A 26,349-nucleotide genomic window follows, 5' to 3' on the forward strand; every position below is an offset into this window, starting at 1 on the left:
GAATTATCCCTTGACTGCGCCCGCGGTGATGCCGCGCACGAACCAGCGACCCGAACCGAAATAGACTATCAGCGGAACCAGAGCCGTGAGGATGGTCGCCGCCATGTTGACGTTGTAGAGCTTCTCGCCTTGGGTGGAGTTGACGATGTTGTTGAGCTGAACCGTCATCGGAAAATTCTCCCGTCCGGCGAAGACGACGCCGAAGAGGAAGTCGTTCCAGATGCCGGTGACCTGCAGGATTCCCGCCACCACCAGGATCGGGATCGACATAGGGATCATCAGTCGGAAGAAGATCTGCCACAGTCCCGCACCATCGACACGGGCTGCCTTGAACAACTCCATTGGCAGGCTGGAATAATAATTGCGGAACAGCAGCGTCAGCACCGGCAGGCCGAAGACCGTGTGGGTGATGATGATGCAGGGCAGCGTCGAATAGATGCCGACGCCGCGGTAAATGAGCACCAGCGGATAGATGAACACCTGATAGGGAATGAAGGCGCCAAGCAGCAGGATGGCGAAAAGAACATTCGCTCCCTTCACCCGCCAGAAGGACAGCGCATAGCCGGTCAGCGAGGAAATGAAGATCGACAGTATCATGCTCGGTATCAGGATCTTCACGGAGTTCCAGAAGCCGACGCTGATGCCGCCGCACTCAAGGCCGGTGCAGGCCGTGCTCCACGCCTGCACCCAGGCTTCGCCTGTCCAGACCTGCGGAAAGGCGAAGATATTGCCTTGCCGGATTTCCGGCATGGATTTCAGCGAGGTGACGATCATCACATAGAGCGGCAGCAGGAAGAACAGAGCCGCGATGACGAGAAAGGCGTAAAGGCCGATGCGCGCCGGGGACAGATGCTGCGGCTTACGCCCGGCCGGGCCTTCCATGACCGGTGCGACGGAAGATGGCATAGTCATCAGTTCCCCCTCGGTTTTTCGCGGAAATATTCATAGTAGAGCCATGGCGTGACCAGGATGACCACGGTGACGAACATGACGGTCGAGGCCCCAGTCGCAAGGCCGATATTGCCGCGGCCGAAGAGGTAATCCATGATGAATTTCCCCGGCACCTCGGTCGATATTCCGGGGCCGCCGCCGGTGGTCGCCAGCACCAGTTCGTAAACCCTGACCACGGCGATCGCCAGAAGCACGCTGGCGGTGATAATGGTCGGCCTCAGGATCGGAATGACGATGTGGAGATAGACACGCCATGTCGGTATGCCGTCGATGCGCGTCGCCTTCCAGAGTTCACGATCGACGCCGCGCAATCCCGCCAGCATGATCGCCATCACCAATCCGGACGATTGCCAGACGCCGGCGAGTACGATGACGTAGAGCGCCAGATTGCTTTGGACGATCCAGTCAAAGCGGAACCAGGTGAAGCCGATCCCGTCGGCGACCTTTTGCAGGCCGAGCGTCGGGTTCATGATCCATTGCCAGACAAGCCCGGTAACGATGAAGGACATCGCAAAGGGGTAAAGGAATATCGTCCGGAACGTATTTTCGAACCGGACTTTCTGATCGAGCGCCACGGCAAGCAGAAAGCCAAGGATCAAGCAGCCGGCGATGAAGAGGATGCCGAACAGAACGACATTTTGCAGCGATATTATCCACCGCGCCGTCGTGAACAGTCGTTCGTACTGCTTGGTGCCGACAAAGATGTTGACTGGTAGCACCTTGCTGTCGGTAAACGATATCCAGATGTTCCAGACAACCGTCACGACGTAGGCGAGCACCACGATGATAAAGGCAGGGAACAGGGCAACATAGGCGGAAAGATGTCTCTTCCTCCTAGTGGCAGTCGTCCCGGCGACGGTCCCAGCGATGGTTCCGGCGGCAGTTTGGGGGGTACTCATGGATACAGCTCCTCCTGCGCATTCATGGGAACCGGCGGCAGGTAGACCCTGCCGCCGCATGGATGTCGGATGAGGCTTACTTCGCCTGCTCGATGACCTGTGCGAACTGATCGGCGAACTGGTCGGCCGTCATGCTCGGCGTCGTCCAATACTGGGCGATCAGGTCCTGTTCGGTCTGAACGATGTCCTGAGCCGTAAGCACGTCCGGCGCCAGGATCTGACGGCTCGGATCCTTGAGAGCGATCAGGCCCTTCTGGGCGCAGGCGTCGAGCTTGGAGGTGTCGACGTCGAGACGCACCGGCACGGAGCCCTTCTTGGAGTTGAAGGCGAGCTGGCCTTCTTTCGACATGATGACCGTTGCAAGCAGGGTCTGGGCATCGACAGCCGTCTTGTCCTTCAGGACCGGGAAGACGAAGATGTCGCCGCCCATCATGAAGTTGGATTCGCCCGGTCCGAGAATGCAGCCGAAATCCTTGTCGGCGACCATGTTGGCATGGATGAACTCGCCCTTGGCCCAGTCGCCCATGAACTGGATGCCGGCCTTGCCGTCGATCAGCATGCCGGTCGCCACGTTCCAGTCACGGTTCGGGCTGCCTGGGTCCTGGTAGTCGCGCAGCTTGGCGAAGACTTCCGCCACGTGCTTGAACTTGTCGGACTTGACGGCATCAGTGTCGAGATCCTTCCAGACCTTGCTGTAGAGATCCTTACCCCCTTCGCCGAGCAGAATGGCGTTGAACATCGACTGAAGCTGCCAGGGCTGGCCGCCGACGGCAACAGGAATCAGGCCTGCGGCCTTGATCTTGTCGAGGGCGGCAAACATCTCATCCCAGGTTTTCGGCTCTTCGGTCACGCCTGCCTTGGCAAAGACAGCCTTGGAATAGAAGATCCAGTTCTGGCCATGGTCGTTGATCGGTGCGCCGTAGATATGACCCTGAAATTGGATGGCATCATAGAAGGCTGGCGTCAGCGCCGATTTCCAATCCTGTTCCTTGGCTAGATCGTCGAGTGGACGCAGCAGGCCTTGCTGTGCCAAGTCGTTCATCTGCGTGCCGGTGTTGAACTGCATCGCGGTCGGCGGGTTGCCGCCGATGATGCGGTTAATGCCGATCGGACGTGCGGTCGAACCGGACCCAGCGATTGCGGTGTCTACCCATTGGCCACCGGCCGCATTGAATGCATTGGCCAGTTCCCGCACGGCGGCAGCTTCGCCACCAGACGTCCACCAGTGCAGGACCTCGGCTCTTTTTCCCTCAGCCTGAGCGCCGGTGACACCCACTGCGATCAGCGCCGTGGCGCCAACCAATGCCATTAACAATCCACGCATATGCTCCTCCTCCTTTGATGGCGTTCTTTTAAACGCCTGTATTTCAGCCGCCGCCGTCTCAAGACCATCGGGTGCCGAATGCTGTCGTCCTCCAGAATCGCGCCGCCGGGCCTCCATTCCCCGCGGCGAACGGGCAATGCTTCCTCGGCATCGACCGTTCGTCAAGCATGCAGTCTGGGAGGACTGCCAATTTCTCCTAACTCTTAACTCTCTATAACCCAGCCTATACGAAACGTCCCTCTTTAATTGCACGCGGAATCGGATCCGGCCGGCCGCAACTGCTGTGGATTGCAACCACCTTGCGCGACTGAGCGGACCGCTCGAACGCCGTCATCACTTCCAACGCGTGGAAGGCGAGTTCCGACGATACGCGATGCTGACGCCCCGCGCGAAGAGAATCTACCATTTCGGCCGCGCCCAAACCACGCAGTCCGAGATGGCCCGGCACACCTTCCGTGTAGGGATGGTCAACGGGGATCTCCTCCCAGGCCTCGCCGCCGTCGCGGAATATCTCAACCTTACCGGTAAAGTTGTTCGGGTCCGGTGTTACCATGCTTCCGTCGGAGCCGTAAATCTCGATCTGATTGTGCTTGTGCTTGATGACATCGAAACTTGTGGCAATGGTGATCGTCGCACCGCTATGGAACTCCATCACACCGGTCAGATGCGTCGGCACCAGCACCTTGATCGTCTCGCCGCGGCGTGGATCGGTCTTCACCGTGCGTTCGATGCGGGTAATCTTGGCAGCGCCGAAGACTTCGCGTACCGGACCGAGCAGAGCGATCAGATTGGTGACGTAATAAGGGCCGACATCGAGCATCGGCCCACCGCCGCGGCCATAGAAGAAGGCCGGATTCGGATGCCAGTGCTCATGGCCGGGCAGAAGCAGCATGGCCGTGGCCGACACCGCCTTGCCGATTCTGCCTTCGTCGAGCAGCCGGCGCGTTAACTGGTGGCCGCCACCGAGGAAAGTATCAGGCGCGCAGCCGAGGCGCAGATCGCCGGCGCGCGCGATCGACATCAGCTCTTCGGCTTCCGCCATACTGATACCAAGCGGCTTTTCCGAATACACGTGCTTGCCAGCGAGAAGCGCCTTCTTGCTGATCGAGTGGTGCGAAACCGGCGTCGTCAGGTTGATGATCAGGCCGATTTCCGGGTCTGCCAGCATGGCGTCGAGCGAGACGGCCTGGATGCCGAATTGGGCAGCAAGCTTTTTTGCCGGCTCCTCATAAAGGTCGTAGATCGACTTGACGCGGATGAAATCGAACATGTGCAAAGTTGCGACATAGGTGGCGCTGATGTTGCCGGCGCCGACGATGCCAACTTTCATGGGTGCAGTGCTCATGGATATAGCCTTTAAGAAATGGTGATATTGAGTTCGGCGGCGGCGTCGCGCAGATAGCTCATGCCGCGGCGCATCTCCTGATCGAACTCTGGCGTCGCCTCGCGGAAATGTGTCCAGTGCGACGCGCCAGGCGCATCCTCCAGCTCTAGAGTGATAGGTCCGGAATAGCCGATCGCCTGCAGAGCGGCGAAAATCGCTTTCCAGTCGATTTTGCCGCGCCCCGGGCGCCAATGAGCATTGGTATGGCCTTCATTGTCCGAGAAATGCGTGTTGAAGATGCGATCGCCGAGCGCCAGCACGACATAGTGCGGCATGTCACCGGCCGGGAAAAGATGGCTCGGATCGAAGTTCAGGCCGAGATTTGAAGCCCCGGTGCGCTCGATCAACCGCAGCATGCCCTGCCCGGAGCTGACCCAGCGATAGGGATGCGGCTCGATGGCGACGCGCAGGCCGGCTGAGCCCGCGATTTCGCAGGCCTTGGCGAAACCGTCGACCACAGCATTGTATTCGGCCGTCCAGTCCCATTGCGGTTCGACGGCGGCCGTCCACTCCTGCGAGATCGGTCGCTGCAGGATCGGCTTGACGTCGGACTGAAAGGGATAGGGCGTCATGCTGGTCATGATCGGCGCGCCAATCTCGGCCACGACATCGACGCCGCGCTTGTAGCCGTCGAGATCGACGGTGGAGAAGGCAGCACCCGCCTGACGGCTGAAGGGTAGGTTGAAGAAGAAATTGGTGAGCGTCAGCCCCTCACCCTCAGCGATCTCCTTCAGACCGCGGATCGTCGCCGGCGTGTAATAGCCCAGCATATCGACCGACCAGGCGGTTTGCTCGAAACCCTTGCAGCCGGTGCGAGCGAGCCGCTTCAGCGGCGCCTCATAGGGCGGGTTCCAGTTGAACGTCCAAATTGGTGATCCGAAAAAAAGCGAGCCTGCGCCCACGATACCCTCCCATGGAATGCGGTCGCCTGCGAGATGCGAAGCTCCCGTCCTCTTGCCGACATCCCTTGCCGATTGGAACCTCTTACCCCTCCAATCGGCAATTCGTAACGTTACGAATGATGGATAACTGGAACTCTGTCAAGCAGCCTTTTGGTGATGCTAGCTTGAATCTTCCAAACGCTGGCTTGTAAGTTTGAAGATGGAAATTTGGCCGCTGAGCAGCTCTGACGAAGTGAGGTTGATCGTGTTTGATAGGCGAGCCTCGCCCCAAGGACGCCTGGCCCCTGACATCACACTCAATTCAGCTCCTACGTCACCGAAGACAGAGCTGGTCTGTGGGCGAGATAGGAACCGACCACACGGATCCGACGATTGCGAACTGCTGATGGAGATCGATCCGACCAACTATAAGATTGCTGTCAGCCAAGCGGAGGCATCGGTGCAATCGGCGCAGGCCAATGTGCAGAACATCGACGCGCAGATAGACGTCCAGCAGGCACAGATCAGCAACTCGCCGCGGCTACAAAGATGTCTGCAAGAAAAGCGGTCAGGGCTGCTGCAATATCCTTGGTCGCATTGGAACCGAGGTCGGTTGGCGTCGTGAGCGCGAGGCTGCGGTTTTTGGCTGCTGTTCGTCTGTCCATGGCAACTTCCCTTGAGCGATATGGTTAGCCGACAGAACCTTTGCTTGCGGCTCGTCGATGGCGCCAGAGAAAAGCAGTGCATGCAGACAGCTCGAAATCGGCTGCTCGTCTAGGCGGCCCAATACCTAAGTCTAGTTACGTGGCCGGCAGCATCGGACTAACTTTTACTCATCGCCTCAACCCTCGATGAGGCGAGTAGCTTCCTCCCAGCTACCAGGCTTCGGTGTCCTCCCCTCCACCCGAAGCCGCGGATCCTTCAAGGTCCGCCTTAGGCCGTCTCCATCCGCCCGGAGACGGCCTTTCTTTTTGTAAGAACCGGAAGCTTGGAAACGTCGGCACAGGCGTGAAACCTGTACGGCACCATCAACGGCACGGCTCGAACGGTCCGTAACGCCCTATGCCTCCGTATAGTGTGCAGCGGTCCTACCTGTTGCTAGGCTCTCCCGACTGATGTGCCAATCAATTGCGGCGGTCACGCGACCGCACAGGATCGAAGGAGTTTCGAACATGAAGGATCGGCGTCCCGACGGCATCGAACAGTACGATCATCCGGCGGGCGGTTGGGACGCGCTCAAGGCGGTCGCCAAGACGCTTGCCCATCAACAGGTCGTCGCGCAGGGCACAATGACGCTGCTGAAGGCCAATCAGCCGAATGGTTTCGATTGCCCCGGCTGCGCATGGCCCGACCCCAAACATACCTCGTCATTTGAGTTCTGCGAAAACGGTGCGAAGGCCGTCACATGGGAGTCGACGGCAAAACGCGCCGGCCCGGAATTCTTCGCCCGCCATAAGGTTTCTGATCTCTGGAATTGGACCGACCACCAATTAGAAGATGCCGGCCGTCTGTGCTTCCCGATGCGATATAACGCCGAAGAAGATCGCTACGAACCGATCGAGTGGAGTGCGGCGTTCAAGCTCATCGCCGACGAACTGAACAAGCTCGACAATCCCAGCAGGGCCGAGTTCTATACGTCGGGCCGTGCTTCCAATGAAGCTGCGTTTCTCTACCAGCTCTTCGTCCGCGCCTATGGGACCAATAACTTTCCCGATTGTTCCAATATGTGCCACGAGGCGACCAGCGTCGGGCTTCCGAAGTCGATCGGCGTCGGCAAGGGCACGGTAACGCTGGAGGATTTCGACTACGCAGACGCGATCTTCAGCTTCGGTCATAATCCCGGCACAAACCACCCGCGCATGATGACGACGCTGCACAATGCGTCGCGCCGTGGTGTGCCGATCATCGTCTTCAATCCGCTAAAAGAGCGCGCACTCGAGCGCTTTGCGGCGCCGCAGGACCCCATCGAAATGGTGACGCTGTCATCGACACCGATCGCCTCGGCCTATCACCAGGTACGCACCGGCGGCGACCTCGCTGCACTCAAGGGCCTGATGAAGGCTGTGTTGGAGCGTGATGCCGCCGATATCGCAGCAGGCGGTTCCGGTGTGCTCGACCGTGCGTTCATCGAGGAGCATACAGTCGGCCTCGATGCAGTGCGTGCAGATGTCGAAGCCACCAATTGGGATCAGATCGTCGCGGTCAGCGGACTTACGAAGGATGCCATCGAGGGTGCCGCCGACGTTTACGTGAAGGCGAAAAATGTGATCGTCTGCTACGGCATGGGCATCACCCAGCACACCAACGGCACCGGCAACGTCCAGCAAATCGCCAATCTCCTGATGCTCCGCGGCAACATGGGCCGGCAGGGTGCCGGCATCGCGCCGATCCGTGGCCACTCCAATGTTCAGGGCGACCGCACTGTCGGCATCACGGAGATACCGAACAAAGCGCTCCTCGACGGCATGGAGCGTGCATTCGGCTTTCGCCCGTCGGGAGACAAGGGCCATAATGCGATCGAGGCCGTGGAAGCCATCATCGCGGGTGAATCGAAGGCGCTCATCTGCCTCGGCGGAAATCTTGCCGTCGCCATGTCCGACCCGGACGCGACCTTCGGGGGCATGCGTAAGCTGGACCTCGCGGTCCATATCGCCACCAAGCTGAACCGGTCGCATCTCCTGACGGCAAAGACGTCACTTGTTCTGCCCTGCCTTGGCCGAACCGATCTCGATACGCAGGCCTCTGGCCCTCAGGCTGTGACGGTCGAGGATTCCATGTCGATGGTTCACGCCTCACGCGGCTTCCTGAAACCGCCGAGCGATGTTCTGAAGTCTGAGCCGGCGATCATTGCGAATATTGCCAAGGCGACGCTCGGTGATCGGCACGGCATCGATTGGGATGGGCTGATCGCCAATTACGACCGCATCCGCGACAAAATCGAGGAGGTCTTTCCTGACTTCCACGAGTTCAGCAAGCGTGCGCGCGTTCGCGGTGGATTCCGGCTCGATGTTGCGGCCTCCTTCCGTCGGTGGAATACGGAGAACGGCAAGGCGAATTTCCTTGTCGCCCCCGGTCTCGACGAGGATGTGCTGATCAAGAACCCGGATGCTCTCGTCCTGACCACGATCCGCAGCCACGACCAGTACAATACGACGATCTACGGCCTCGACGACCGCTATCGCGGTGTCTTCGGCCGGCGCGACGTGATCTTCATGAACAAGGACGATTTGGCCAGGCGCGGCCTCAAGGATGGCGACCGGATTGACATTCGTGGCCTTGTCGGAGCTGACGAGGCAGCGCATCTCGTGCGTGGCTTTACGGCAGTCGAATACAATATTCCAAAGGGTTCCGTTGCCGGCTACTATCCGGAAATGAACGCGGTCGTGTCCCTGCATCACTACGATCGCCTCTCGGGTACGCCGTCCTACAAGGGCGTACCTGTGATGGTGGCTGCCAGCAACGGCTAACCGGTCGCCCTATTCCTGACACGGCTCTCCCCCGGCGCCGTCATCGCCGGGAGAAATTGTGCGTCGCAGCAACATTCTTTGGTTTCTGCGGCGGTCGACAGTCGTCAAGCTCGCCAAAGCCTACACCTTCCGCTTGTCGACCTACACATAGGTATTATTCAGCAAAGCACTGTCTCCGACTAGCCTCCTTGCATTACCCAGCGAAGCGCTCGGTTCGATCCGGGCAAGATGCAAGGATCTCATCGTGTACCAGGAATCTATCATCCATCTCGCCGAGTCTGGCGAACACAAGGCACTCATCGTCCGGAAACAATTCTTCGCGTTCCTCATTGGAGCGGCTATGGCCGGCGCCTATATCGGGTTCGGTGACATCATCATGTTCACCGCCGGCGCTCACGCGGATCCAGCCTGGTCGCATCTCATCATGGGTGTGGTCTTCTCGTCCGCACTGACGATCGTTGTGTTCGCCGGTTCCGATCTCTTTACGGGAACGGCGATGTATATGCCGCTCGCCGTGCTAACGGGGCGCGCCCGCCTTTCGGACATGATGCTCGTCTGGTGCAGTGCATGGATTGGCAACCTGATCGGCGCCGCGATCCTCGCCGGCCTATTCCACATGGCGGGCGGCGGCGTGCTTCTGGGCGATGGAAGCCAGGAGTTCTTTGCGGTTGTCTCGGCCAAGATGTCGGCGGGCTCTGTTGAGCTCTTCGCCCGCGGCATCCTATGCAACTGGCTGGTGTGCCTGGCGATCTGGATGGCGGGGCGCACCGAAAATGCGGCTGCCAAGATCATGCTGATCTTCTGGCCGATCACGATTTTCGTCGCTGCCGGTTACGAGCACTCGGTCGCCAACATGTTCACCTTCTCCATGGCGCTGATGGGCGATCATCCCGCAAACATCACCCTTGCCGGTGCGATCCACAATTTGGTCTGGGTCACCCTTGGCAATCTGATCGGCGGCTCGGTCTTCATGGCCTTGGGTTACTGGGTGCAGTTCCGCAGCAGCGGGCACGTTTCGTTTGTGCCGGCGCCCGTGGCCGTCCGGGCAAAAATTTCCACCAACCGGAACCAGAATTGAGCTCGCCATGGCCGACCAGCTCGGGATCCGAAGCCTGAGCAGCAAGGTCCTGTTGTTGCCATCCAAATCCACCGCCCCAAGGCGAATGTACAGCGGAAGGCAGTGACTGGCACGCTTACTCAATTTCAAAGCACGCCGCCTTCCCCCTATCGCCCAACAACGTGAAAGCGCCGTGCTTGTCTATGCCGACGGTTCCTATGCCGTCGTTCCCGGGCCGTTTTGGTCACGCTCATGGGAACGATGCCATTGGGTTCGCTGAACCCGAACTTTCAGCGCAAGGTGTCCGCTCCGGCACAGTTTGCGCAGGAAACGACTGTTTGATCGGCAGCGGCGACGCGGCGATGTGTGTGAATGTCGGCACTCCACATCCACGCTGAATAGCAATGCTATCATACAAGACGGCGACTGGCCTCCAGCGATATGGTTGCTCCTACCCAGCCCGACAACACCTGTGTATAGGTTAGATCGCGCCAATAAGAGGGTATGCTCGCAGCCAAACAGACTGGGGAACAATGTCTATCGCATCAACAATACTTCGCGCTCGCGATGCTCATGGAGGCCACAACTTGGCCTTCGGCTTGATTGCAGTGGCGCTGGCCGCAGCGGTCTTTTACGTCGATACTTTCACCGATATCGAGGGGGCCATCGCGGTTCTCTATGTCGTCACCATGATGCTCGCCGCCCAAGCAATAACGCGCATCGGCCTGCTTGTCATCGCAGCAACGTGTGCCGTTCTCACACTTCTTTCCTACGCCATGACACATGCCGACGATGCAGACCTTCAGTCGACGATCCGCATGATCGTCGCTCTTGCTGCGCTGTTCGTGACGACCATGCTGCTCCTGAAGACAGAGACCTCGCGCCTCACCCTGCATTCGATCAATTCCGCGCTGAAGGAAAGCGAGGCAAGATACCGCTCGATTTTCGACCGAACCCGTATTGCGCTCTGGGAGCGCGACTATTCTAAGGTACGCAGCTATCTGATGGATCTCCGGGCGCAGGGCATCACCGACATCAAGGCGCATGCCCGTGCCAATCCCGCCGTCGTCGATCATTGCGTCGATCTCATCAGCTTCGTCGCGGCAAACGAAGCAGCGCGCGAGATGCTGGGGCCTGAGTCCCCCGCGGTCGGCATACTTCGGCGCCCCACCATTCCCAGGCACGAGAAATTCCTTGACGTGCTTCAGGCGATCATGGACGGCGAAACGGTCTTCGAAGACAAGGTCCAGATACAGTCGGACAATGGCGAAGGCAAACTCGTGCTACTCAGCATCTCCTTCCCCGAAGATCCCTCCGCTTTCAACCGCGTCGTGGTCAGCATGGTCGACATTACCCAGCGCGAAATGGCTCTGAAGGCCTTGGCCGAAGCGCAGGCTGAGCTGACGATGGCATCGAGGGCCGCGACGGTTGGCGCGATGTCGGCATCACTTGCACACGAACTCAACCAACCGCTCGGTGCGATCGTCGTGAACTCACAGACGCTGCTGAGATGGCTTGATCGTGATCCTCCCGACCTTGCGGCCGTGCGCCGTTCGGCCGAGAGAATGATCCGCGACAGCCTGCGGGCAAGTGAGATCATCCAGAACACGCGCAGCCTCCTTTCCCCCTCGAGCAATAAGCTTGAGGATGTCAGCCTGGACAGGCTGGCCGACGAAACGATGGCCCTTATGGAGCACGAGCTCCAGCGGAGCGGCATCACCGTTTTTATTGACCACCAGAAGCCTCACATCCCGCCTGTTTCCGCCGTAAAGATCGAGCTACAGCAGGTGCTGATCAATCTTATCACCAATGCCATCCAAGCAATGGATGAGGCCGGCAGTGCGGAGCGGATCATCAGGATAGCGATGGAGCGACCTGATATCGAGCATGTCTGCATCTCAGTGCGTGACTCCGGCCCCGGGATCACCGAAGATGCGAAAGATAAGCTGTTTGCCCCGTTCTTCACGACCAAGGCGACCGGCATCGGCATGGGTCTATCAATTTGCCGCAGTACGCTGGAGGCCCGTGGCGGAACACTCGACGGAACCAATCATCCCGAAGGTGGCGCGATCTTCGAGATGCGCCTGCTGATAAAGCCGGAGGTGGAACATGCCTGATGCACGCAAGCTCCGGAAGGAGCCAGCCGCACCTGTGATCTTCATCGTCGACGACGACTTGTCGATGCGAGAAGCGCTGACCGATCTGTTCCGCTCAATGAAGTTCGACGCGGAGGCGTTCGAGAGCGCGACGGCATTCATGGAAACGGCAAATTTCAATCGCCCCGGCTGCATTCTGCTCGATGTCCGCTTGCCTGGCGTTAGCGGACTAGATTTCCAGACGCAACTGGAGCGCATCGGCAGCAAGATGCCCATCGTCTTCATGACCGGATTCGGGGACATACCGATGAGCGTGCGAGCAATGAAAGCCGGCGCCGTCGATTTTCTGACCAAGCCGTTCAAGGATCAGGACATTCTCGACGCTGTGGCGGCCGCGATGGAGCGGGACGCCGCGCGCCGGCGCCAGAGCGCACAGAGCGAAGCCGTCGCCTCGCTTGCGGGAAGCCTCACGCCACGCGAGCGCGAGGTCATGGAGGCCGTGGTCCAGGGGCTGATGAACAAGCAGATCGCCTATAAGCTTGGCATCAGCGAGGTTACGGTGAAGTTGCATCGCGGCAATGTGATGCGGAAAATGGAAGTTCGCTCAGTTGCCGACCTTGTGCGAAAAGCCGAAATGCTGGGCGAAGGCGTACCTCCACCTGTATCTTAGTATGGTATCTTTGAAGCGGTCAGGGGCGCATAACAACCATTAGAAAGCTGTCAGCGAAGGTCGTTTCATTGCCCCCAATCCCTACCATAGCCGTCGTCGACGACGACCAGGCCATCCGTGAAGCCATGGACGACCTCGTGAAGTCCTGCGGTTACGAGTGCCGGTTGTTCGCCTCGGCAGAAGAGTTCCTTGCCTTCGAACCGCGATCCGCAATCGATTGCATGCTCGTCGATGTAAAGATGCCCGGTCTCAGTGGGATCGAGCTGCAGGCTGAATTGAGCAAGCATTCGGGCCATCCCCCGATGATCTTTGTCACTTCGTACAAGGATGACCGGACGCGCAATACGGCAATCAACGGCGGCGCCTTCGCCTTTCTCGGCAAGCCGGTCGATATCGAGAAGCTGATCGGTTGCCTTGAGTCAGCGCTCGGCCACTGACGGCCGAGTAACAATTGAGTTGCAGAGGCTCCAGTGGGAGACACTGTAGCGACCGGCATCGTCGTTAATCAAAGCAGTGCGGCTCGGTAAGGACCATCGGAACTTCTCTGCACGATGCCCGTCGACGGCAATATCTGACGATGTTGTCCGGCAAGCGCGGGATGGCGACATTGGTTCTCGACCTCACGAAAGCGCGGCATTATGGAGCAAGTGCCACAAGAGTTTCGTCGTCCGCTAAAGGCTGCAATATTGCCCATGACTGCTTGAGAATGTACTCGGCATCCGCAATTAGCCGCTGGTCGACGCCGCCGTCGCTGCTTGCCAGCGGCACTTAAGGACGCCATGCTCCATCGACAGGGAACCCGCGTCTTACCAGGTGCCTGCGTCCCGACTCTCGCGCAAGTTCAGCCAGCCGGGGTCGGACGACTGACGACACCTCCGCCGAGAGCCAGTAAAGAAACGCGCAAACGGCCGCCATGCATAGAGGCGTCAAAACCGCGCCCGGGGAAACCCCTGATGCCTCGATGTTCCTTGCGGCCCACAAGACGCATTCGAAGATGCCCCACCAGCCCATGCCGGCCGCCACGGACATTCCTGCGACTTTGACACCAATTCTGGCGATCCGGTTTACTCTGGAATTCCAATTCGTCATTGCCGCGTCTCCTTGTCACCAACATCCAAAAACAGACCGCCGCGCGGTCTGGCGCGGATCGGGGCTATTGACGATCATGTCGTTTGGATCGGGTCTCGAACGCGTCATGCGAAGAGCTCTAAAGTCGACGGACGGATGAACTTCTCATCGTCGATTGTAAATGCTTCGACGAAGCTTCTTTTCGGTGGTGGTTAAGGAAATGTCCATTTTTTTCGGTGCCTTCGACCGATAACGGCATTTATCGGCCACTGCTGAACCGTACCCCTAAAGCCATGGTTTGATTGCGGCTCGCCTTCCACTATTCATCTCTCGATAGACCGGAGGGAGTAAGCAGATGAATGCGGCATTATGGAGCAAATGCGGCACTTGCTCCATAATGCCGCGAAAGCGCTCGATGGATTCACTGCAGGCAAAGCCCAAAGATAGGCGCTGTAGAGCCGCGAGCTGGACTGCCTGACATCAGCGACTACAAGCAAGAGTAGCGAAAAATCGCGATCATCCTCAATCTCAGCAGCCATACGGTCAATACCTATCTGCGCTCCGCCGAGCAGAAATTGGATGTCGTCAATCGCGTCCAGGCCGTGACGGCCGCTTGTCGCCTCCCGATAATCTAGCCATCTGCAAGCAGCTATCCTCGCGTAGAAGTGGGCCTCCGGGGTCTATCAGGCTGGCTCGAGTGGGTGTGGGGGCCTGGGCCGATTTCTCGCCGCCGGCCGGTTGGCACATACCTTTCGCGAGACCCGACTAGACTTGGGTATAGATGTGCGGATGCTCCTCCAGTCGTAGCCTTCTGTTGTCACATTCACTGACAGGAGGACGCTATGTCCAGGTTCAAAACGAAGCCAACCGTCCTGACCCGAATATTGGACGGCATCAGCAAGTCAATCTCGATCCGACTTGAAAACGCCATCGATGCGGCGCGCCATGCCGGGGGCCTCTGGATGCAGCCGCAATACCTGCCTGTCCGCATCCGCGAGGACGCCCAACGGCAAGCGACTTCATATCATCACGATCGGCCGCCTTTCCGCTGACGCAGTGCCTCACGCACAATGGTTCAATCTTCCTAGTCTGGAGCCTAGAATGACGACTATCCGCATCATTGCCGCCCCCCCAAAGCATCGGCGATCTGCCGTCGCGGCCGCCGTCATTGTCCTTGCGATTGCAGGCGTGTCGGCAGCGTTGTTCTGGTTCGCCGGGAGCGAGCCGACTGCGGCGGCGCCCGCGGCTGGCGCTCCGGCAGTGCCGGTTCAGGTTGCCGCACCGTCGATAGAAGAAGTACCGGTTTACCTTGACGGTCTTGGCACTGTTCAAGCGAACTATACGGTCAACATCACGCCCCGGATCGACGGCCAACTTCAGAACGTCCTGTTCACGGAAGGACAGACGGTCAAAAAGGGCGATCTTCTTGCCATTATCGACCCCCGTCCCTATCAGGCGGCCGCCGATCAGGCTGCTGCGAAGATTAAGCAGGACCAGGCGGATCTTGCCAATGCCCAATATCTGCTTGCCAAGGACGAGAAGCTTTCTCAGCAGCAGATTGCGACCCAGGAGACCGTCGAACAGCAGCAGAGCCAGGTAGCAAGTGCCACGGCCCAGCTTGCCGAAGACCAGGCGGCCAAGGAGGCCGCGGATGTTTCGCTATCCTATACCGAAATCAGGTCACCGATCGATGGGCGCACCGGTGTCCGCCGGGTCGATGCAGGAAACCAGGTTCATACCACCGACACCACGCCGATCGTGACGATCACGCAGACGCAACCGATCTCGGTGCTGTCGACGCTCCGGGAAGACGATCTGAGCGCCGTGCGGGATGCGATGAAATCGGGTCCGGTGGAGGTCATCGCGCTGTCGATGGACCAGTCCACGACACTCGCGACCGGCACGCTTTCCCTGATCGACAACGTGATCGACCAGAACAGCGGTACCATCCGCATCAAGTCCACTTTTGAGAACCGGGACGAGGCACTGTGGCCGGGACAGTTCGTGGTGCTGCGGATTAAGCAGAAAACACTTCATCAAGCGATCACGGTGCCTTCGGCGGCGCTGCAGCGGGGCGCGGATGGCTTCTTCGTCTATACTATCGACAGCAACGGCAATGCTGCCATCCGCAAGGTTGCCCCCGGGCCGATCGAAAACGGCCGCGCCGTCGTCACAAGCGGACTGACCGGCAACGAGCAGGTCGTGACTGCCGGTCAGTATCGGCTCGATGCGGGCACGCATGTCTCCGTGCAGCAGTCTTCATCCGTTGCAGCGCAGAAGGAGTAGGATGATGTCTATCTCCTCATGGTTCATTCAAAGACCAATTGCCACCTCTCTGCTGATGGCCGCGCTGTTTGCGATCGGTGTCGTCGCCTATCCTCTGCTGCCTGTCGCACCTTTGCCGCAGGTTGACTTCCCCACAATCCAGGTGTCAACGCAGTTTCCGGGCGCCGATCCGAAGACGATGGCCTCGTCCGTCACGCAGCCACTGGAGCGGCAGTTCGGCCAGATTCCCGGCGTCACCCAGATGACGTCGACGAGCACGCTCGGCAGCAGTTCGATTACCCTCCAGTTCGATCTGTCGCGTAATGTGGACAGCGCCGCCCAGGACGTCCAGACGGCGATCAATGCTGCGGGGGGGCAGTTGCCGACCGGGCTGCCGTCGCCACCGACCTACCGCAAGGTCAATCCAGCCGACCCGCCGATCATGGTGCTGGCGCTGACTTCGGACGCACTGCCACTCACCCAGGTCGACGATTATGCCGAGAGCGTTCTCGCCCAGCACATCAGCCAGCTCAACGGCGTTTCGCAAGTCCTGATCCTTGGCCAGCAAAAGCCCGCCGTGCGCCTTCAGATTGACCCGCGAAAGATCGCAAACATGGGGTTGTCGCTCGAGGATGTCAGGACCGCCGTCACCGGCATAACAAGCAACGCGCCGAAAGGCAGCGTGCAGGGCGCAGAGCGCACGTTTACGATCTATGACAACGATCAGTTGCTGAAGGCCGCACCATGGAATGACGCGATCATCGCCTATCGGGACGGCGCCCCGGTGCGTATCAGCGATATCGGTCAGGCAATCGACGGGCCGGAGAACACCCAACTCGCCGCATGGGCGAATGGCAAACCCGCGATCCTGCTACCAATCTTCAAACTGCCGGGCGCCAATGTCATCGACACCGTCGATCAAATCAAAGCGGCGTTGCCGCAGCTTCAGGCGATCGCGCCTGCGGCCATTCACCTGTCCATCCTCAGTGACCGGACGGTTACGATCCGTGCCTCGGTGCTCGACGTTGAAACCACGCTGATGATCACGATCGCGCTCGTCGTCATGGTCATCTTCGTCTTCCTGCGCAATCTATGGGCAACGGCCATACCAAGCGTCACAGTGCCGCTAGCGCTGCTGGCTACGCTTGCTCTGATGTATGTCGCCGGCTTCAGCCTCGATAATCTTTCCCTCATGGGGCTTAGCATTGCCGTCGGTTTCGTCGTCGACGATGCGATCGTCATGGTCGAGAATATTCATCGTCACATGGAGATGGGCAAGACGCCCAAGCAGGCGGCAATCGATGGTGCGCGAGAAATCGGCTTCACCATCATCTCGATCAGCATCTCGCTCGTCGCGGTCTTTATTCCGCTGCTTCTGATGAGCGGAATAGTCGGCGAACTGTTCCGAGAGTTCGCCATCACCGTGACGATGACGATCGGCGTCTCCGCGCTCGTCTCACTGACTATTACGCCGATGATGGCCGCCCGGTTCCTAAAGCGTGACGAAGCGTCCGGCCATGGAAAACTCTATTATGCATTCGAGCATGCGTTCGACCTCCTTCTTGCGGGCTATCGCCGCACGCTTGACATTGCACTGCGTCACCATCGCCTCACTATGATTGCCTTTCTCGCCTCGCTGGCGGCAACCGGCTTTCTCTTCGTCAACATTCCGAAGGGGTTTTTCCCAATCCAGGATACCGGTCTGATCACCGGCCTTCTCGAAGGCTCCCAGGACATCTCGTTTGCCGAAATGGCACGCCTCCAGATCGAAGCAGGCAAGATCGTTGCCAGCGATCCCGGCGTGGCAACCATCGGTATGGCAATTGGCAGTGGCTCGGGGCAGACGGCCAACACCGGGCGCATGTTCATCACTCTGAAACCCCAGGAGGAACGCGACGCCTCTGCTACCGAGATCATCAACAGGCTGCGACCGAAGCTAGCGCAGATGCAGGGCGCTCAGCTCTTCCTGCAGTCGTCTCAGGACATCAATGTCGGTGGCAGGAGCTCCGCCACGCAGTTCCAGTATACGCTGCAGGACGGTGACGCGCAGGAGTTGGACGACTGGTCAACCAGGCTGCTCGCCAAGTTCAAGACCCTGCCTGAACTTGCCGACGTTGCGACGGACCAGCAGAATGGCGGCGCGACCGTGACGCTGACGATCGACCGCGACCAGGCGTCGCGCTTCGGCATCGCGCCGCAGACGATCGACAACACGCTCTACGACGCTTTCGGGCAGCGTCAGGTAACGCAATATTTCACTGACCTGAACAGTTACCATGTCGTGCTTGAACTTGCTCCGCAGTTCCAGAATTCGCCGCTCGCGATCAACGGCCTCTACATCAAGTCGCCCCTGACTGGCGAACAGGTGCCGCTCAACCAGCTGGTCAAGCAGACGACCGAACCAACCGCGGTTCTCGCCGTCAATCACCAGAGCCAATTCCCTTCTGTCACCCTTTCCTTCAATCTCGCCAAGGGTGTGGCGCTCAGCCAAGCGGTGGCCGCCATCGGCCAGGCCGAAACGGAAATGGGCAAGCCGGGTACCGTCATCGGTAGCTTCCAGGGAAACGCCCAAGCCTATCAGAGTTCACTGGCGAGCGAGCCCCTGTTGGTGCTTGCCGCGATCGCCGTGATCTATCTGATCCTCGGCGTGCTCTACGAGAGCTACGTCCATCCGTTGACCATCCTGTCCACCCTCCCCTCAGCCGGCCTCGGCGCGCTGGCTATGCTTTGGCTCTTCGGCTTTGATTTTACCGTCATCGCCCTGATTGGCGTCATTCTCCTGATCGGCATCGTGAAGAAGAACGGCATCATGATCGTCGATTTCGCCATCGCCGCCCAGCGCGAGCAGGGGCTGTCGGCGGAGGACGCGATCCGGCAAGCCTGTCTCCTCCGCTTCCGCCCGATCATCATGACGACGTCTGCGGCCCTTCTGGCCGGCGTACCACTGATGCTCGGTCACGGCACCGGCTCGGAGCTTCGCCAGCCGCTCGGCTATGCGATGGTCGGCGGCCTGCTGATCAGTCAGGTCATGACGCTCTACACCACTCCTGTCGTCTACCTCTACCTTGAAAAACTGAGCGAGCTCGTCAGCCGAAGACGGCCAATCGCCGGTGCACAGGCGCCGGCGGAATAGCCCTCCCCCATCCACGTTAAAGGAGTAATAGCCATGGAACCTCTATCAAGACGGACAGTCCTTGCCCTCGGAGCGATGGGAGGCACGGCGCTCGCGGCAGGCGCTGCCCACGCAGCCAGCTTCGGCAATCCCGACCAGCCGGCCGAAGGTGCCATCAATGCTAATCCGGCCGGCCTCTCCGATCCAGGCCCGAAGAATCCCGCGATCAATGAGCAGTTTCCTTCCTTTCAGAGCCCGCCGGCGACTGATGTGGGCGATATGCAGCTGTTTTGGGGATCGTTCAACAATGCCGCCAAGCGCATCCAGAACGGTGCCTGGGCTCGCCAGGTCACCAAGGCAGATTTTGCGATCTCGGACGCGGTCGCCGGCGTCAACATGCGCCTCGGTCCCGGCGGCATCCGCGAGATGCACTGGCACCGCGCCGCCGAGTGGGCGATCATGACGAACGGGCGTTGCCGCGTCACGGTTCTCGACGCCCAGGGACGCGCCTATGTGCAGGATGTCGAAGCTGGCGACCTCTGGTATTTTCCAGCCGGTTTTCCGCATTCGCTGCAGGGGCTCGGGCCTGATGGTTGCGAGTTTGTGATCGTCTTCGACGAAGGCGATCAGTCCGAATATGGCACGCTGCTTCTGACCGACTGGCTGGCCCATACCTCGCCCGAGCTGCTGGCCAAGAACTTCGGCGTCTCGCAGGATACATTCAAGAACATCCCGTTGCAGGATCTCTGGATCTTCCAGGGCAAGGAACCCGGTCCGCTCTCCGCCGATCAGGAAGCCGTCGCCGCGGCCGGCCTGCCACCCTATCCTTTCACCTACAAGCTGACGTCATCGGCGCCGCTGAAGCAGAACGCATCCGGCACGCTCCAGCTTGCGGACAGCAGTAGCTTCAAGGTTTCCAAGACCATTGCCGCTGCGATTGAGACGATCAAGCCTGGAGCTGTACGCGAGATGCATTGGCATCCGAATGCCGACGAATGGCAGTACTGGATCAAGGGTGAAGGCCGCATGACTGTGTTCGATGCCGGTCCGCGCAGCCAGACCGCCGACTTCCGGCCAGGCGACATCGGATACGTGAAGAGAAGCCAGGGCCACATCATCGAGAACACCGGAAAGACGGATCTGCAGTTCGTCGCCGTCTTCAAGGTGGCGGAATATCAGGAGGTAGGCCTGTCGTCCTGGCTCACCCACACGCCGGCAGCACTTGTCGCGCAGCATCTCAATGTCAGTCTTGCCGACATTGCCAAGTTCCCCGCCGACCAGCCGGGGATCATGCCCCGTTAGACCAAAAGTCGCGGCGCCCCTCAGCACCGCGACACTCCTGTAAAGCCCTCAATCGTATGGCGGCCCGGCGTGCCATCATGCCCGGCACGCGTGGAGGGTCGCTATCGAAACGACTGTATCAAACATGGGCATCTCTCCTGAGAACCTAACGTTTCAGACGTAATTTCGTTCATCTAATGTTCTGGTGCGTACGGAGCTCAAATCGGTGAAGCCATTGTCAATCGTCTCGATAGCTGCTGCGCGTATGCAGGCGTCGTAATCAAGGGCGCTCGGACTCGACGGTCGCTCCCAAAGTGTCGGCAACGTATGCGCCGCGAGCCCCCATCGGCAATGGCGCGCCCGTTGTCGTATCCATGGCGGTCTGGTGTTCTAGTTCGGCATTCAGCTCACCGCCGACGATCAGAATGGCGATGGACAACCACGTCCAGACAAGAAAGCCCATTAGAGCGCCGAGCGTGCCATAGGTGGCGTTATAGTTGGCGAAGTTATCCAGATAGAACGAAAAACCTAGCGACATGGCGAACCATGCCACAGCCGTGAGAACCGCTCCCCATGTCATCCATCTGAACTGGGCAGGCTCCCGACTTGGGCCGAAGCGATAGACGCAGGTCACGGCGGCGACGACCACCATGGCCGAGCTGTCCCGGGATTCGAGACAGCAGGCCTTTCTTCACTTTTCGTCGTTACCCACGAAATTCTATTCACTATTAATGCCGATCAATTTTGATTCCGATCAATGTTCTTGCGGCAAGTCCTCAGCACACTGCTTCATGTGGAAAATTCATGAAGGATCGAGACGATGCTAAGAGCCAGACGTGACAGCCGCGGGGGTGCGGCCTCTAAGGCTATTCCTTCGCTCGGCGAGGTAGAGGGTCGCATGATGATCCTCGAACTCATCGCATTAACGGCGCTCACCCGCCTTATTCGCCTTCATAATGCGGAAGAGAAATCGGACCTCATGAAAGCGATGCGGCACGCGATCGATCGAAAATGCCATGACGCCAAACTTTGCGGCACCGACACTAAATCGGCCGAACAATATGCGGAAGAACTGCTGGCATGCGCGGAAGAGCAGGCAAGTGCCATTAGTGCAATCCGTGAGAATGCCTAATAGGCGATGACACAATCCCAGTGCATTTTCGAAAGGTTTCACCGAGCCCCTCTATCCGTTACCTTCTTGGGACGCGGAGCGAAGCCGGCGGCCGAGCCAGGAGATTGGCTATGTTGGCGAAAGACATCATGACCAGGGACGTCGTCTCTGCCACGCCGATGATGAGCGTCCGAAACGCGGCACTTCTTATGCTCGCAAACGGCATCAGCGGCCTTCCGGTGATCGACGACAACGGCGCAGTTTGTGGGATTTTGACCGAAGGGGATCTTATCCGGCGCGTCGGCGACAATTGGGCTGCGAATGACGCGCGAGAGCGCGACGACCGACAGGGGTTGAACACCTACATCCAAATCTATGGGTGGTCTGTCGGGGAAGCGATGAACAGCCATGTCATAAGCATCGCCCCCGACACCGACGTCGGGCGGGTAGGCAAGTTGATGCTCTTGCACAAGATCAAACGGGTTCCGGTCATCGATCACGGCCACCTCGTCGGTATCATCAGCCGATGCGATCTGCTCAGCCTGGTCATCGATGCGCCCTCCGAGAAAATCGCGAGGGACGACGATGCTTTGAGGTTGGCTGTCGCAACGCGACTGGCGACGGATCTCGGTCTCGGTAGCGACAAGGTCATGGTCACGGTGAAAGACGGGCAGGTCTGCGTCGAAGGAACGGTAGAAACGAGCGTCCAGCGCAAAGCGATCAGATCGCTTGTGGAACGCATCGGCGGCATTGGCGGATACGTTGATCAGACAAGGCTACCCGTTCACAAAAAGCCGAATTGATTGCCAAAACCCGACCCACGTGATGACCCAAGAACTGGTCACCGTCGAGGATACGTCTTTCCGTTGGCGATTGCCGGCTCGCCTGGCTCGCTTGCGGCACCACCGGCTGGCTCGTGTCGGACCAGCCTCATTACCAGCGTTGCCGACGACGACCCAAGCGGTATCGCCACTTATTCCCAGGCGGGGCAGAATTTGGCCTGAATATGCTATGGACGCCCCTGTTTCCGTATCCACCTGGACGCTAGAGGACGTCGTTTGGATCCGCCTTCCAGATCAACAGTCTTGGCGATGATCTATGTCTTTGTTACAGCAGAGGCACCCGGCTGGCAAAAGACGCCTTGCTATAGTTGTCGCCAGGCGCGTCTATTTGCCCATCGGCTCAAATGTGATCGTCAGGCTTTTTCGTGGCCGCGGAAACCTGCAAATCCGCCAGTTTCTTTTCTTCGGCTTTCAACAGTTGCAAAAGTGTTTGCCGTTTCGACTCATCGCGCGTCTCACTTAGCAGCGTGCGAAACCGCTCAATATTCTTCCGCGCAATGAACTCTTGCATGCACCGCTTCTCACAACCTTGAATTTCAGCTGGTGGTGATGTGGCGGCTGCAGCCAAGAGCGAACCTTACACAAAGTAAAGAACGGTTGCCGCCGCACAATATTCAAGATTGCATTGATAGCGGCGCGCCTGCAACGACAAAAGTCAGTGCTTTCGCAGCTTTCTATCGACCGGAGATAGATAGAAACATCCATTGGAGCAACGAAGCAAGTGACACGAAAAAGCCAGACGCATATCCGTATTCGTGCGGTCGTCCCTGAACTCCAATTCTTTTGTCGAAACTTGACCTAGTTCAAAGTCGCTCGGAACAATTTTAGTAATAACTCATATTGATCTGTCGGATTTGGGGACCGGCTCGCATACTGGAGCTTGAGAGAAATGAAAGACCCGGAGCGCCATAAATTCTTAAGCGAACAAGCCCGCATCTATCGGAAACTCATCGATACCTTAGAAGAGACGCATCCTGGTTTGGGCGACTTGAGTCCGGAGGGCAACCATCCATTGGCCTTTCAATCTCGCCAGCTCCTGAACTATAGGCAGTCTCTGAAGACAGTGCTCGACTTTATCGCTGCGCTGGAGGACGAATAGCCGAACAGAGGTGTGGCTAGAAAAAGTGGAACGCATGGGACGCAAGGCTAGTTGAGTGCGATACCATCAAATCGGAAGTCTAAAGCAACGTAATAAGACAATGCGTGTCTTGCACTTCAGCCCACTTCCGGCACCAAGACCGCCGCTCCGATGAGACGTCCCGCGCGAAGATCGGCGATCGCCTCGTTGGCCTGGCGGAGCGGATAGACCGTCGTGTGTGTTCGCACCGCCGCACGGCTGGCAATTGGAAAGAACTCCGCAGCGTCCTCACGGGTCAAATTGGCGACCGACACAAGTTCGCGTTCACCCCACAAGATAACATAGGGCATCGACGGAATATCACTCATGTGAATTCCGCCGCATACGACCGTGCCGCCCTTGCGAACCGCTTTGAGCGCGGCCGGCACCAGATCGCCCACGGGTGCGAATATGATCGCTGCATCGAGTGGAACCGACGGGTTGTCCTGTGAGCTACCGGCCCACACGGCCCCCAGATCCAGTGCGAATTGCTGCGCGGCGCGATCGCCGGCTCGGGTGAACGCATAGACCTCTCGGCCCTGCCAAACGCAGATCTGGGTCAAAATGTGGGCAGCGGCGCCGAAGCCAAAGAGACCAATGCGTTTGCCGTTGCCAGCCTTTTTGAGCGAACGCCAGCCAATCAGTCCGGCGCATAGAAGTGGTGCAAGCGATAGCGGATCGGCATCTTTATCAAGGTCAAAGCCAAATGCCGCGTCAGCTACGACATGGGTGGCAAAACCGCCGTCCCGGCTGTAGCCGGTAAATTGCGGCCGGTCACATAGTTTTTCCGCTTTCATCTGACAGTAGGGGCAGTTTCCACATGTGTGACCAAGCCATGGAATGCCGACGCGTCGGCCAAACCTTGCGGGGTCGACGCCTTCGCCAAGGGCATCGATCACACCAACAATTTCATGGCCGGGAACGAGTGGAAGTTTGGGATCCTTGAGATCGCCATCCACAACGTGCAAGTCGGTGCGGCAGACGGCACAGGCCTCCACCTTTATCCTCAACTCACCCACACCGGGCTGGGGGTCATCGCGTTCGATGAATACCAAGGGCTTCCCAATTTGGTGAAGGATCATCGCTTGCATGACGGGGCCGATCGAGGTTGTGGCGTGTGTCGGAGTTCAGGATCGAAAGACAAGCCCATCGTTCGCAGAAGACAGCCAACGTTTCGGATGCCTATTCTATCGTCGATAATCTCCAACAATGTCTTGGGTCATTCGCAATCCTTTCACCCGAGTAAAGCCCTGTCTTTGATCGGGATCAAGATTAGGCGCCCTGAAGGATCTCAAACAGCGCTCTCAAACTGACGATGATCAAAGCACCGGAATGGCGGGCTTGTTAACCCTCATTCGTCGAAAGGCGCAAAGTGCTTTTAGCGACCGCAGGCTAGATCAGCATCCAGGAGACGCGCAATGCTTATTCAAGCAATCATGACCGCACCGGCTATCACCGTTAGCCCCAAAACGCCCGTCGCCGAGGCGGCAAAGATCATGCTCGATCATCGCATCAGCGGTCTGCCCGTTGTCGACGATGAGGGAAATCTTATCGGCATCGTCAGCGAGGGCGATTTCCTTCGCCGCGGCGAACTGAGCACCGAACGCAAGCGCTCCTGGCTGCTCGATTTTTTCACCAGCCCCGGCAAGATTGCCGACGAGTATGTTCGTTCACACGGCCGGAGCGTCGACGAAGTGATGACGTCGGACGTACACACCATCCTGCCTGGCAGCATGATCAACGAAGCTGTCGACGTGATGGAGAAATATGGCATCAAACGTCTCCCCGTCGTGGTGAAAGGCAAAGTCGTTGGGATCGTGTGCCGATCAGATCTGTTGCAGGCTTTGATCCGTTTCCTGCCAAACAAGGCAGCATCCACAAAGGACGAGGACATCGAGGAAGCGATCGTTGCGGAGCTCTCGCAGCAGAGCTGGAGCCGAAATGGCTTTATCAATGTGAAGGTCATCGATGGGGTAGCGGAGTTATCTGGGAGCATCTTCGATGAACGCGAACGCCTCGCGGCGAAAGTTGCGGCAGAAAATGTGCCCGGCGTGAAGCAGGTTTCCGACCAGATCACATGGATCGACCCATATTTTGGCGCCGCCATGCCAGCACCGACTGAACCCGCCAAACCGGAGCAATCGCCGTTGGTTTAGCGGGAGGGCGGTAGGATGGGATGGTGGTGATCGATCTGCCATCCCGCCTACGCGTTTCACCCTTCCCTTTGTCTTGCTTGCCTGTAGAGCATATTGTCCATTTTTTAGATGATCTCATCCGAGACTTTGCGCCGCTAGCCGATTGTCATTCGCCTCAGGACATCCGTCTTCCAGTAGAATTGGTGGGCCAGAGCACCGGCGACATGAGCAACAATTAAAGCCCATAGCATGACTTTCAAAATGTCAGCATGGACTGAACCCAGCAACTCGACACCAAAATAGTAGGCGGCAATGCCGGACAAAGGCATTGCAAAAATGAACACATACAGAGCCACATGCGCCAATCGCGCTGCAATCCGGAAAAGCGCAGGTTCGTTGGCAGCCTCATCCGGCACCCCTTGGATAAATCGCACGCCCAAGCGCAGCATCGCGAGGACCAAGACGGCAATTCCAACATAGGCGTGGATGTTTGCGGCTGAAACGTCATCCGCCGATGGTTTCCCGCCTTGTCGCACGACGTAATGCCATGCGTTCATGCCATTGGGGAACAGGAGGTTAAAAAAAATCAGCAATGCAATAGTCCAGTGAAGGAGGCGTTGCATTGGGCTATATTTCGACGGCATTGATTGTGTCATAAATGACCTCGCTCAGGGTACAAATCCATGGGA

23 protein-coding genes and 1 pseudogene are annotated in these 26,349 nt (G+C 58.5%); 14 read left to right on the forward strand and 10 right to left on the reverse strand.

The genetic code is table 11. The annotated features are described in order from the left end of the window. Positions 1 to 3: 3 nt before the first annotated feature. The 6 genes from FHT86_RS22955 to FHT86_RS22980 form a co-directional block, all read right to left on the reverse strand. On the reverse strand, positions 4 to 912 hold the full coding sequence (locus FHT86_RS22955; RefSeq protein ID WP_208116676.1) for a carbohydrate ABC transporter permease: 909 nt from the start codon (positions 910 to 912) through the stop codon (positions 4 to 6). Further along, positions 912 to 1,850, reverse strand: coding sequence for a carbohydrate ABC transporter permease (locus tag FHT86_RS22960; RefSeq protein ID WP_133709766.1), 939 nt, complete (start codon positions 1,848 to 1,850; stop codon positions 912 to 914). The genes FHT86_RS22955 and FHT86_RS22960 overlap by 1 nt, the downstream gene beginning before the upstream one ends. Positions 1,851 to 1,926: 76 nt before the next feature. Continuing rightward, positions 1,927 to 3,174, reverse strand: a complete 1,248-nt coding sequence (locus FHT86_RS22965; RefSeq protein ID WP_166656913.1) for an ABC transporter substrate-binding protein — start codon at positions 3,172 to 3,174, stop codon at positions 1,927 to 1,929. 223 nt (positions 3,175 to 3,397) lie between these two features. Next, positions 3,398 to 4,519, reverse strand: a complete 1,122-nt coding sequence (locus tag FHT86_RS22970) for a Gfo/Idh/MocA family protein (RefSeq protein ID WP_133709767.1) — start codon at positions 4,517 to 4,519, stop codon at positions 3,398 to 3,400. Positions 4,520 to 4,530: 11 nt separating this feature from the next. Next, complete coding sequence (locus FHT86_RS22975) at positions 4,531 to 5,460, reverse strand: sugar phosphate isomerase/epimerase (protein WP_133709768.1); 930 nt, start codon at positions 5,458 to 5,460, stop codon at positions 4,531 to 4,533. A gap of 503 nt (positions 5,461 to 5,963) precedes the next feature. Then, positions 5,964 to 6,104, reverse strand: a complete 141-nt coding sequence (locus tag FHT86_RS22980) for a hypothetical protein (protein ID WP_246779616.1) — start codon at positions 6,102 to 6,104, stop codon at positions 5,964 to 5,966. Between the two features lie 507 nt (positions 6,105 to 6,611). Here FHT86_RS22980 and FHT86_RS22985 point away from each other — a divergent pair. The 10 genes from FHT86_RS22985 to FHT86_RS23030 all read left to right on the forward strand — a co-directional run bounded on the left by FHT86_RS22985 (position 6,612) and on the right by FHT86_RS23030 (position 20,476). After that, positions 6,612 to 8,906, forward strand: a complete 2,295-nt coding sequence (locus FHT86_RS22985) for an FdhF/YdeP family oxidoreductase (protein ID WP_133709769.1) — start codon at positions 6,612 to 6,614, stop codon at positions 8,904 to 8,906. A 244-nt stretch (positions 8,907 to 9,150) separates the two neighbouring features. Beyond that, the gene (locus FHT86_RS22990; protein WP_133709770.1) at positions 9,151 to 9,984 is read left to right on the forward strand and encodes a formate/nitrite transporter family protein; all 834 of its coding nucleotides are present in this window, start codon (positions 9,151 to 9,153) and stop codon (positions 9,982 to 9,984) included. 512 nt (positions 9,985 to 10,496) lie between these two features. After that, complete coding sequence (locus tag FHT86_RS22995; protein WP_133709771.1) at positions 10,497 to 12,080, forward strand: sensor histidine kinase; 1,584 nt, start codon at positions 10,497 to 10,499, stop codon at positions 12,078 to 12,080. Next, positions 12,073 to 12,729: a response regulator transcription factor gene (locus FHT86_RS23000; protein WP_133709772.1), complete on the forward strand. Its 657-nt coding sequence runs from the start codon at positions 12,073 to 12,075 to the stop codon at positions 12,727 to 12,729. Before FHT86_RS22995 ends, FHT86_RS23000 begins: the two co-directional genes overlap by 8 nt. Positions 12,730 to 12,797: 68 nt before the next feature. Continuing rightward, on the forward strand, positions 12,798 to 13,166 hold the full coding sequence (locus FHT86_RS23005; RefSeq protein WP_133709773.1) for a response regulator transcription factor: 369 nt from the start codon (positions 12,798 to 12,800) through the stop codon (positions 13,164 to 13,166). Between the two features lie 1,149 nt (positions 13,167 to 14,315). Then, positions 14,316 to 14,432 (forward strand): LuxR C-terminal-related transcriptional regulator, encoded by a 117-nt coding sequence (locus tag FHT86_RS38145; protein WP_409527618.1) that lies wholly within the window; start codon positions 14,316 to 14,318, stop codon positions 14,430 to 14,432. 207 nt (positions 14,433 to 14,639) lie between these two features. Then, positions 14,640 to 14,849 carry a hypothetical protein gene (locus tag FHT86_RS23015; RefSeq protein ID WP_133709774.1) on the forward strand — a complete coding sequence of 70 codons (210 nt, stop codon included), beginning with the start codon at positions 14,640 to 14,642 and terminating at the stop codon, positions 14,847 to 14,849. Positions 14,850 to 14,898: 49 nt separating this feature from the next. Beyond that, positions 14,899 to 16,083 carry an efflux RND transporter periplasmic adaptor subunit gene (locus tag FHT86_RS23020; protein WP_133709775.1) on the forward strand — a complete coding sequence of 395 codons (1,185 nt, stop codon included), beginning with the start codon at positions 14,899 to 14,901 and terminating at the stop codon, positions 16,081 to 16,083. Positions 16,084 to 16,087: 4 nt separating this feature from the next. Beyond that, a complete protein-coding gene (locus tag FHT86_RS23025; RefSeq protein WP_133709776.1) occupies positions 16,088 to 19,195 on the forward strand; it encodes an efflux RND transporter permease subunit in 3,108 nt (1,035 codons plus the stop codon). 33 nt (positions 19,196 to 19,228) lie between these two features. Next, the gene (locus FHT86_RS23030) at positions 19,229 to 20,476 is read left to right on the forward strand and encodes an oxalate decarboxylase family bicupin (protein ID WP_133709777.1); all 1,248 of its coding nucleotides are present in this window, start codon (positions 19,229 to 19,231) and stop codon (positions 20,474 to 20,476) included. Positions 20,477 to 20,735: 259 nt separating this feature from the next. Here FHT86_RS23030 and FHT86_RS23035 read toward each other — a convergent pair. Beyond that, positions 20,736 to 21,107, reverse strand: a pseudogene (locus FHT86_RS23035) (YihY/virulence factor BrkB family protein); the annotation flags it as partial. Between the two features lie 246 nt (positions 21,108 to 21,353). Here FHT86_RS23035 and FHT86_RS23040 point away from each other — a divergent pair. Next, positions 21,354 to 21,587, forward strand: coding sequence for a hypothetical protein (locus FHT86_RS23040; RefSeq protein ID WP_133709778.1), 234 nt, complete (start codon positions 21,354 to 21,356; stop codon positions 21,585 to 21,587). A 110-nt stretch (positions 21,588 to 21,697) separates the two neighbouring features. Then, positions 21,698 to 22,369 carry a CBS domain-containing protein gene (locus tag FHT86_RS23045; protein ID WP_133709779.1) on the forward strand — a complete coding sequence of 224 codons (672 nt, stop codon included), beginning with the start codon at positions 21,698 to 21,700 and terminating at the stop codon, positions 22,367 to 22,369. A 379-nt stretch (positions 22,370 to 22,748) separates the two neighbouring features. On the opposite strand, the gene FHT86_RS23050 is transcribed toward FHT86_RS23045, so the two are convergent. Further along, positions 22,749 to 22,919 carry a hypothetical protein gene (locus FHT86_RS23050; protein ID WP_166656914.1) on the reverse strand — a complete coding sequence of 57 codons (171 nt, stop codon included), beginning with the start codon at positions 22,917 to 22,919 and terminating at the stop codon, positions 22,749 to 22,751. Positions 22,920 to 23,297: 378 nt separating this feature from the next. Here FHT86_RS23050 and FHT86_RS23055 point away from each other — a divergent pair, with 378 nt between their 5' ends. Then, complete coding sequence (locus tag FHT86_RS23055; RefSeq protein ID WP_133709780.1) at positions 23,298 to 23,507, forward strand: hypothetical protein; 210 nt, start codon at positions 23,298 to 23,300, stop codon at positions 23,505 to 23,507. Between the two features lie 116 nt (positions 23,508 to 23,623). On the opposite strand, the gene FHT86_RS23060 is transcribed toward FHT86_RS23055, so the two are convergent. Beyond that, positions 23,624 to 24,616 (reverse strand): zinc-dependent alcohol dehydrogenase family protein, encoded by a 993-nt coding sequence (locus tag FHT86_RS23060; RefSeq protein ID WP_133709781.1) that lies wholly within the window; start codon positions 24,614 to 24,616, stop codon positions 23,624 to 23,626. A gap of 327 nt (positions 24,617 to 24,943) precedes the next feature. Between FHT86_RS23060 and FHT86_RS23065 the strand changes: the two genes are divergently transcribed. Beyond that, complete coding sequence (locus FHT86_RS23065; RefSeq protein ID WP_133709782.1) at positions 24,944 to 25,681, forward strand: CBS domain-containing protein; 738 nt, start codon at positions 24,944 to 24,946, stop codon at positions 25,679 to 25,681. A 134-nt stretch (positions 25,682 to 25,815) separates the two neighbouring features. On the opposite strand, the gene FHT86_RS23070 is transcribed toward FHT86_RS23065, so the two are convergent. Beyond that, the gene (locus FHT86_RS23070) at positions 25,816 to 26,316 is read right to left on the reverse strand and encodes a cytochrome b (RefSeq protein WP_133709783.1); all 501 of its coding nucleotides are present in this window, start codon (positions 26,314 to 26,316) and stop codon (positions 25,816 to 25,818) included. Positions 26,317 to 26,349: the final 33 nt, after the last annotated feature.

Source organism: Rhizobium sp. BK313 (assembly GCF_014193655.1).
In the GTDB taxonomy this organism is placed as follows: domain Bacteria; phylum Pseudomonadota; class Alphaproteobacteria; order Rhizobiales; family Rhizobiaceae; genus Rhizobium.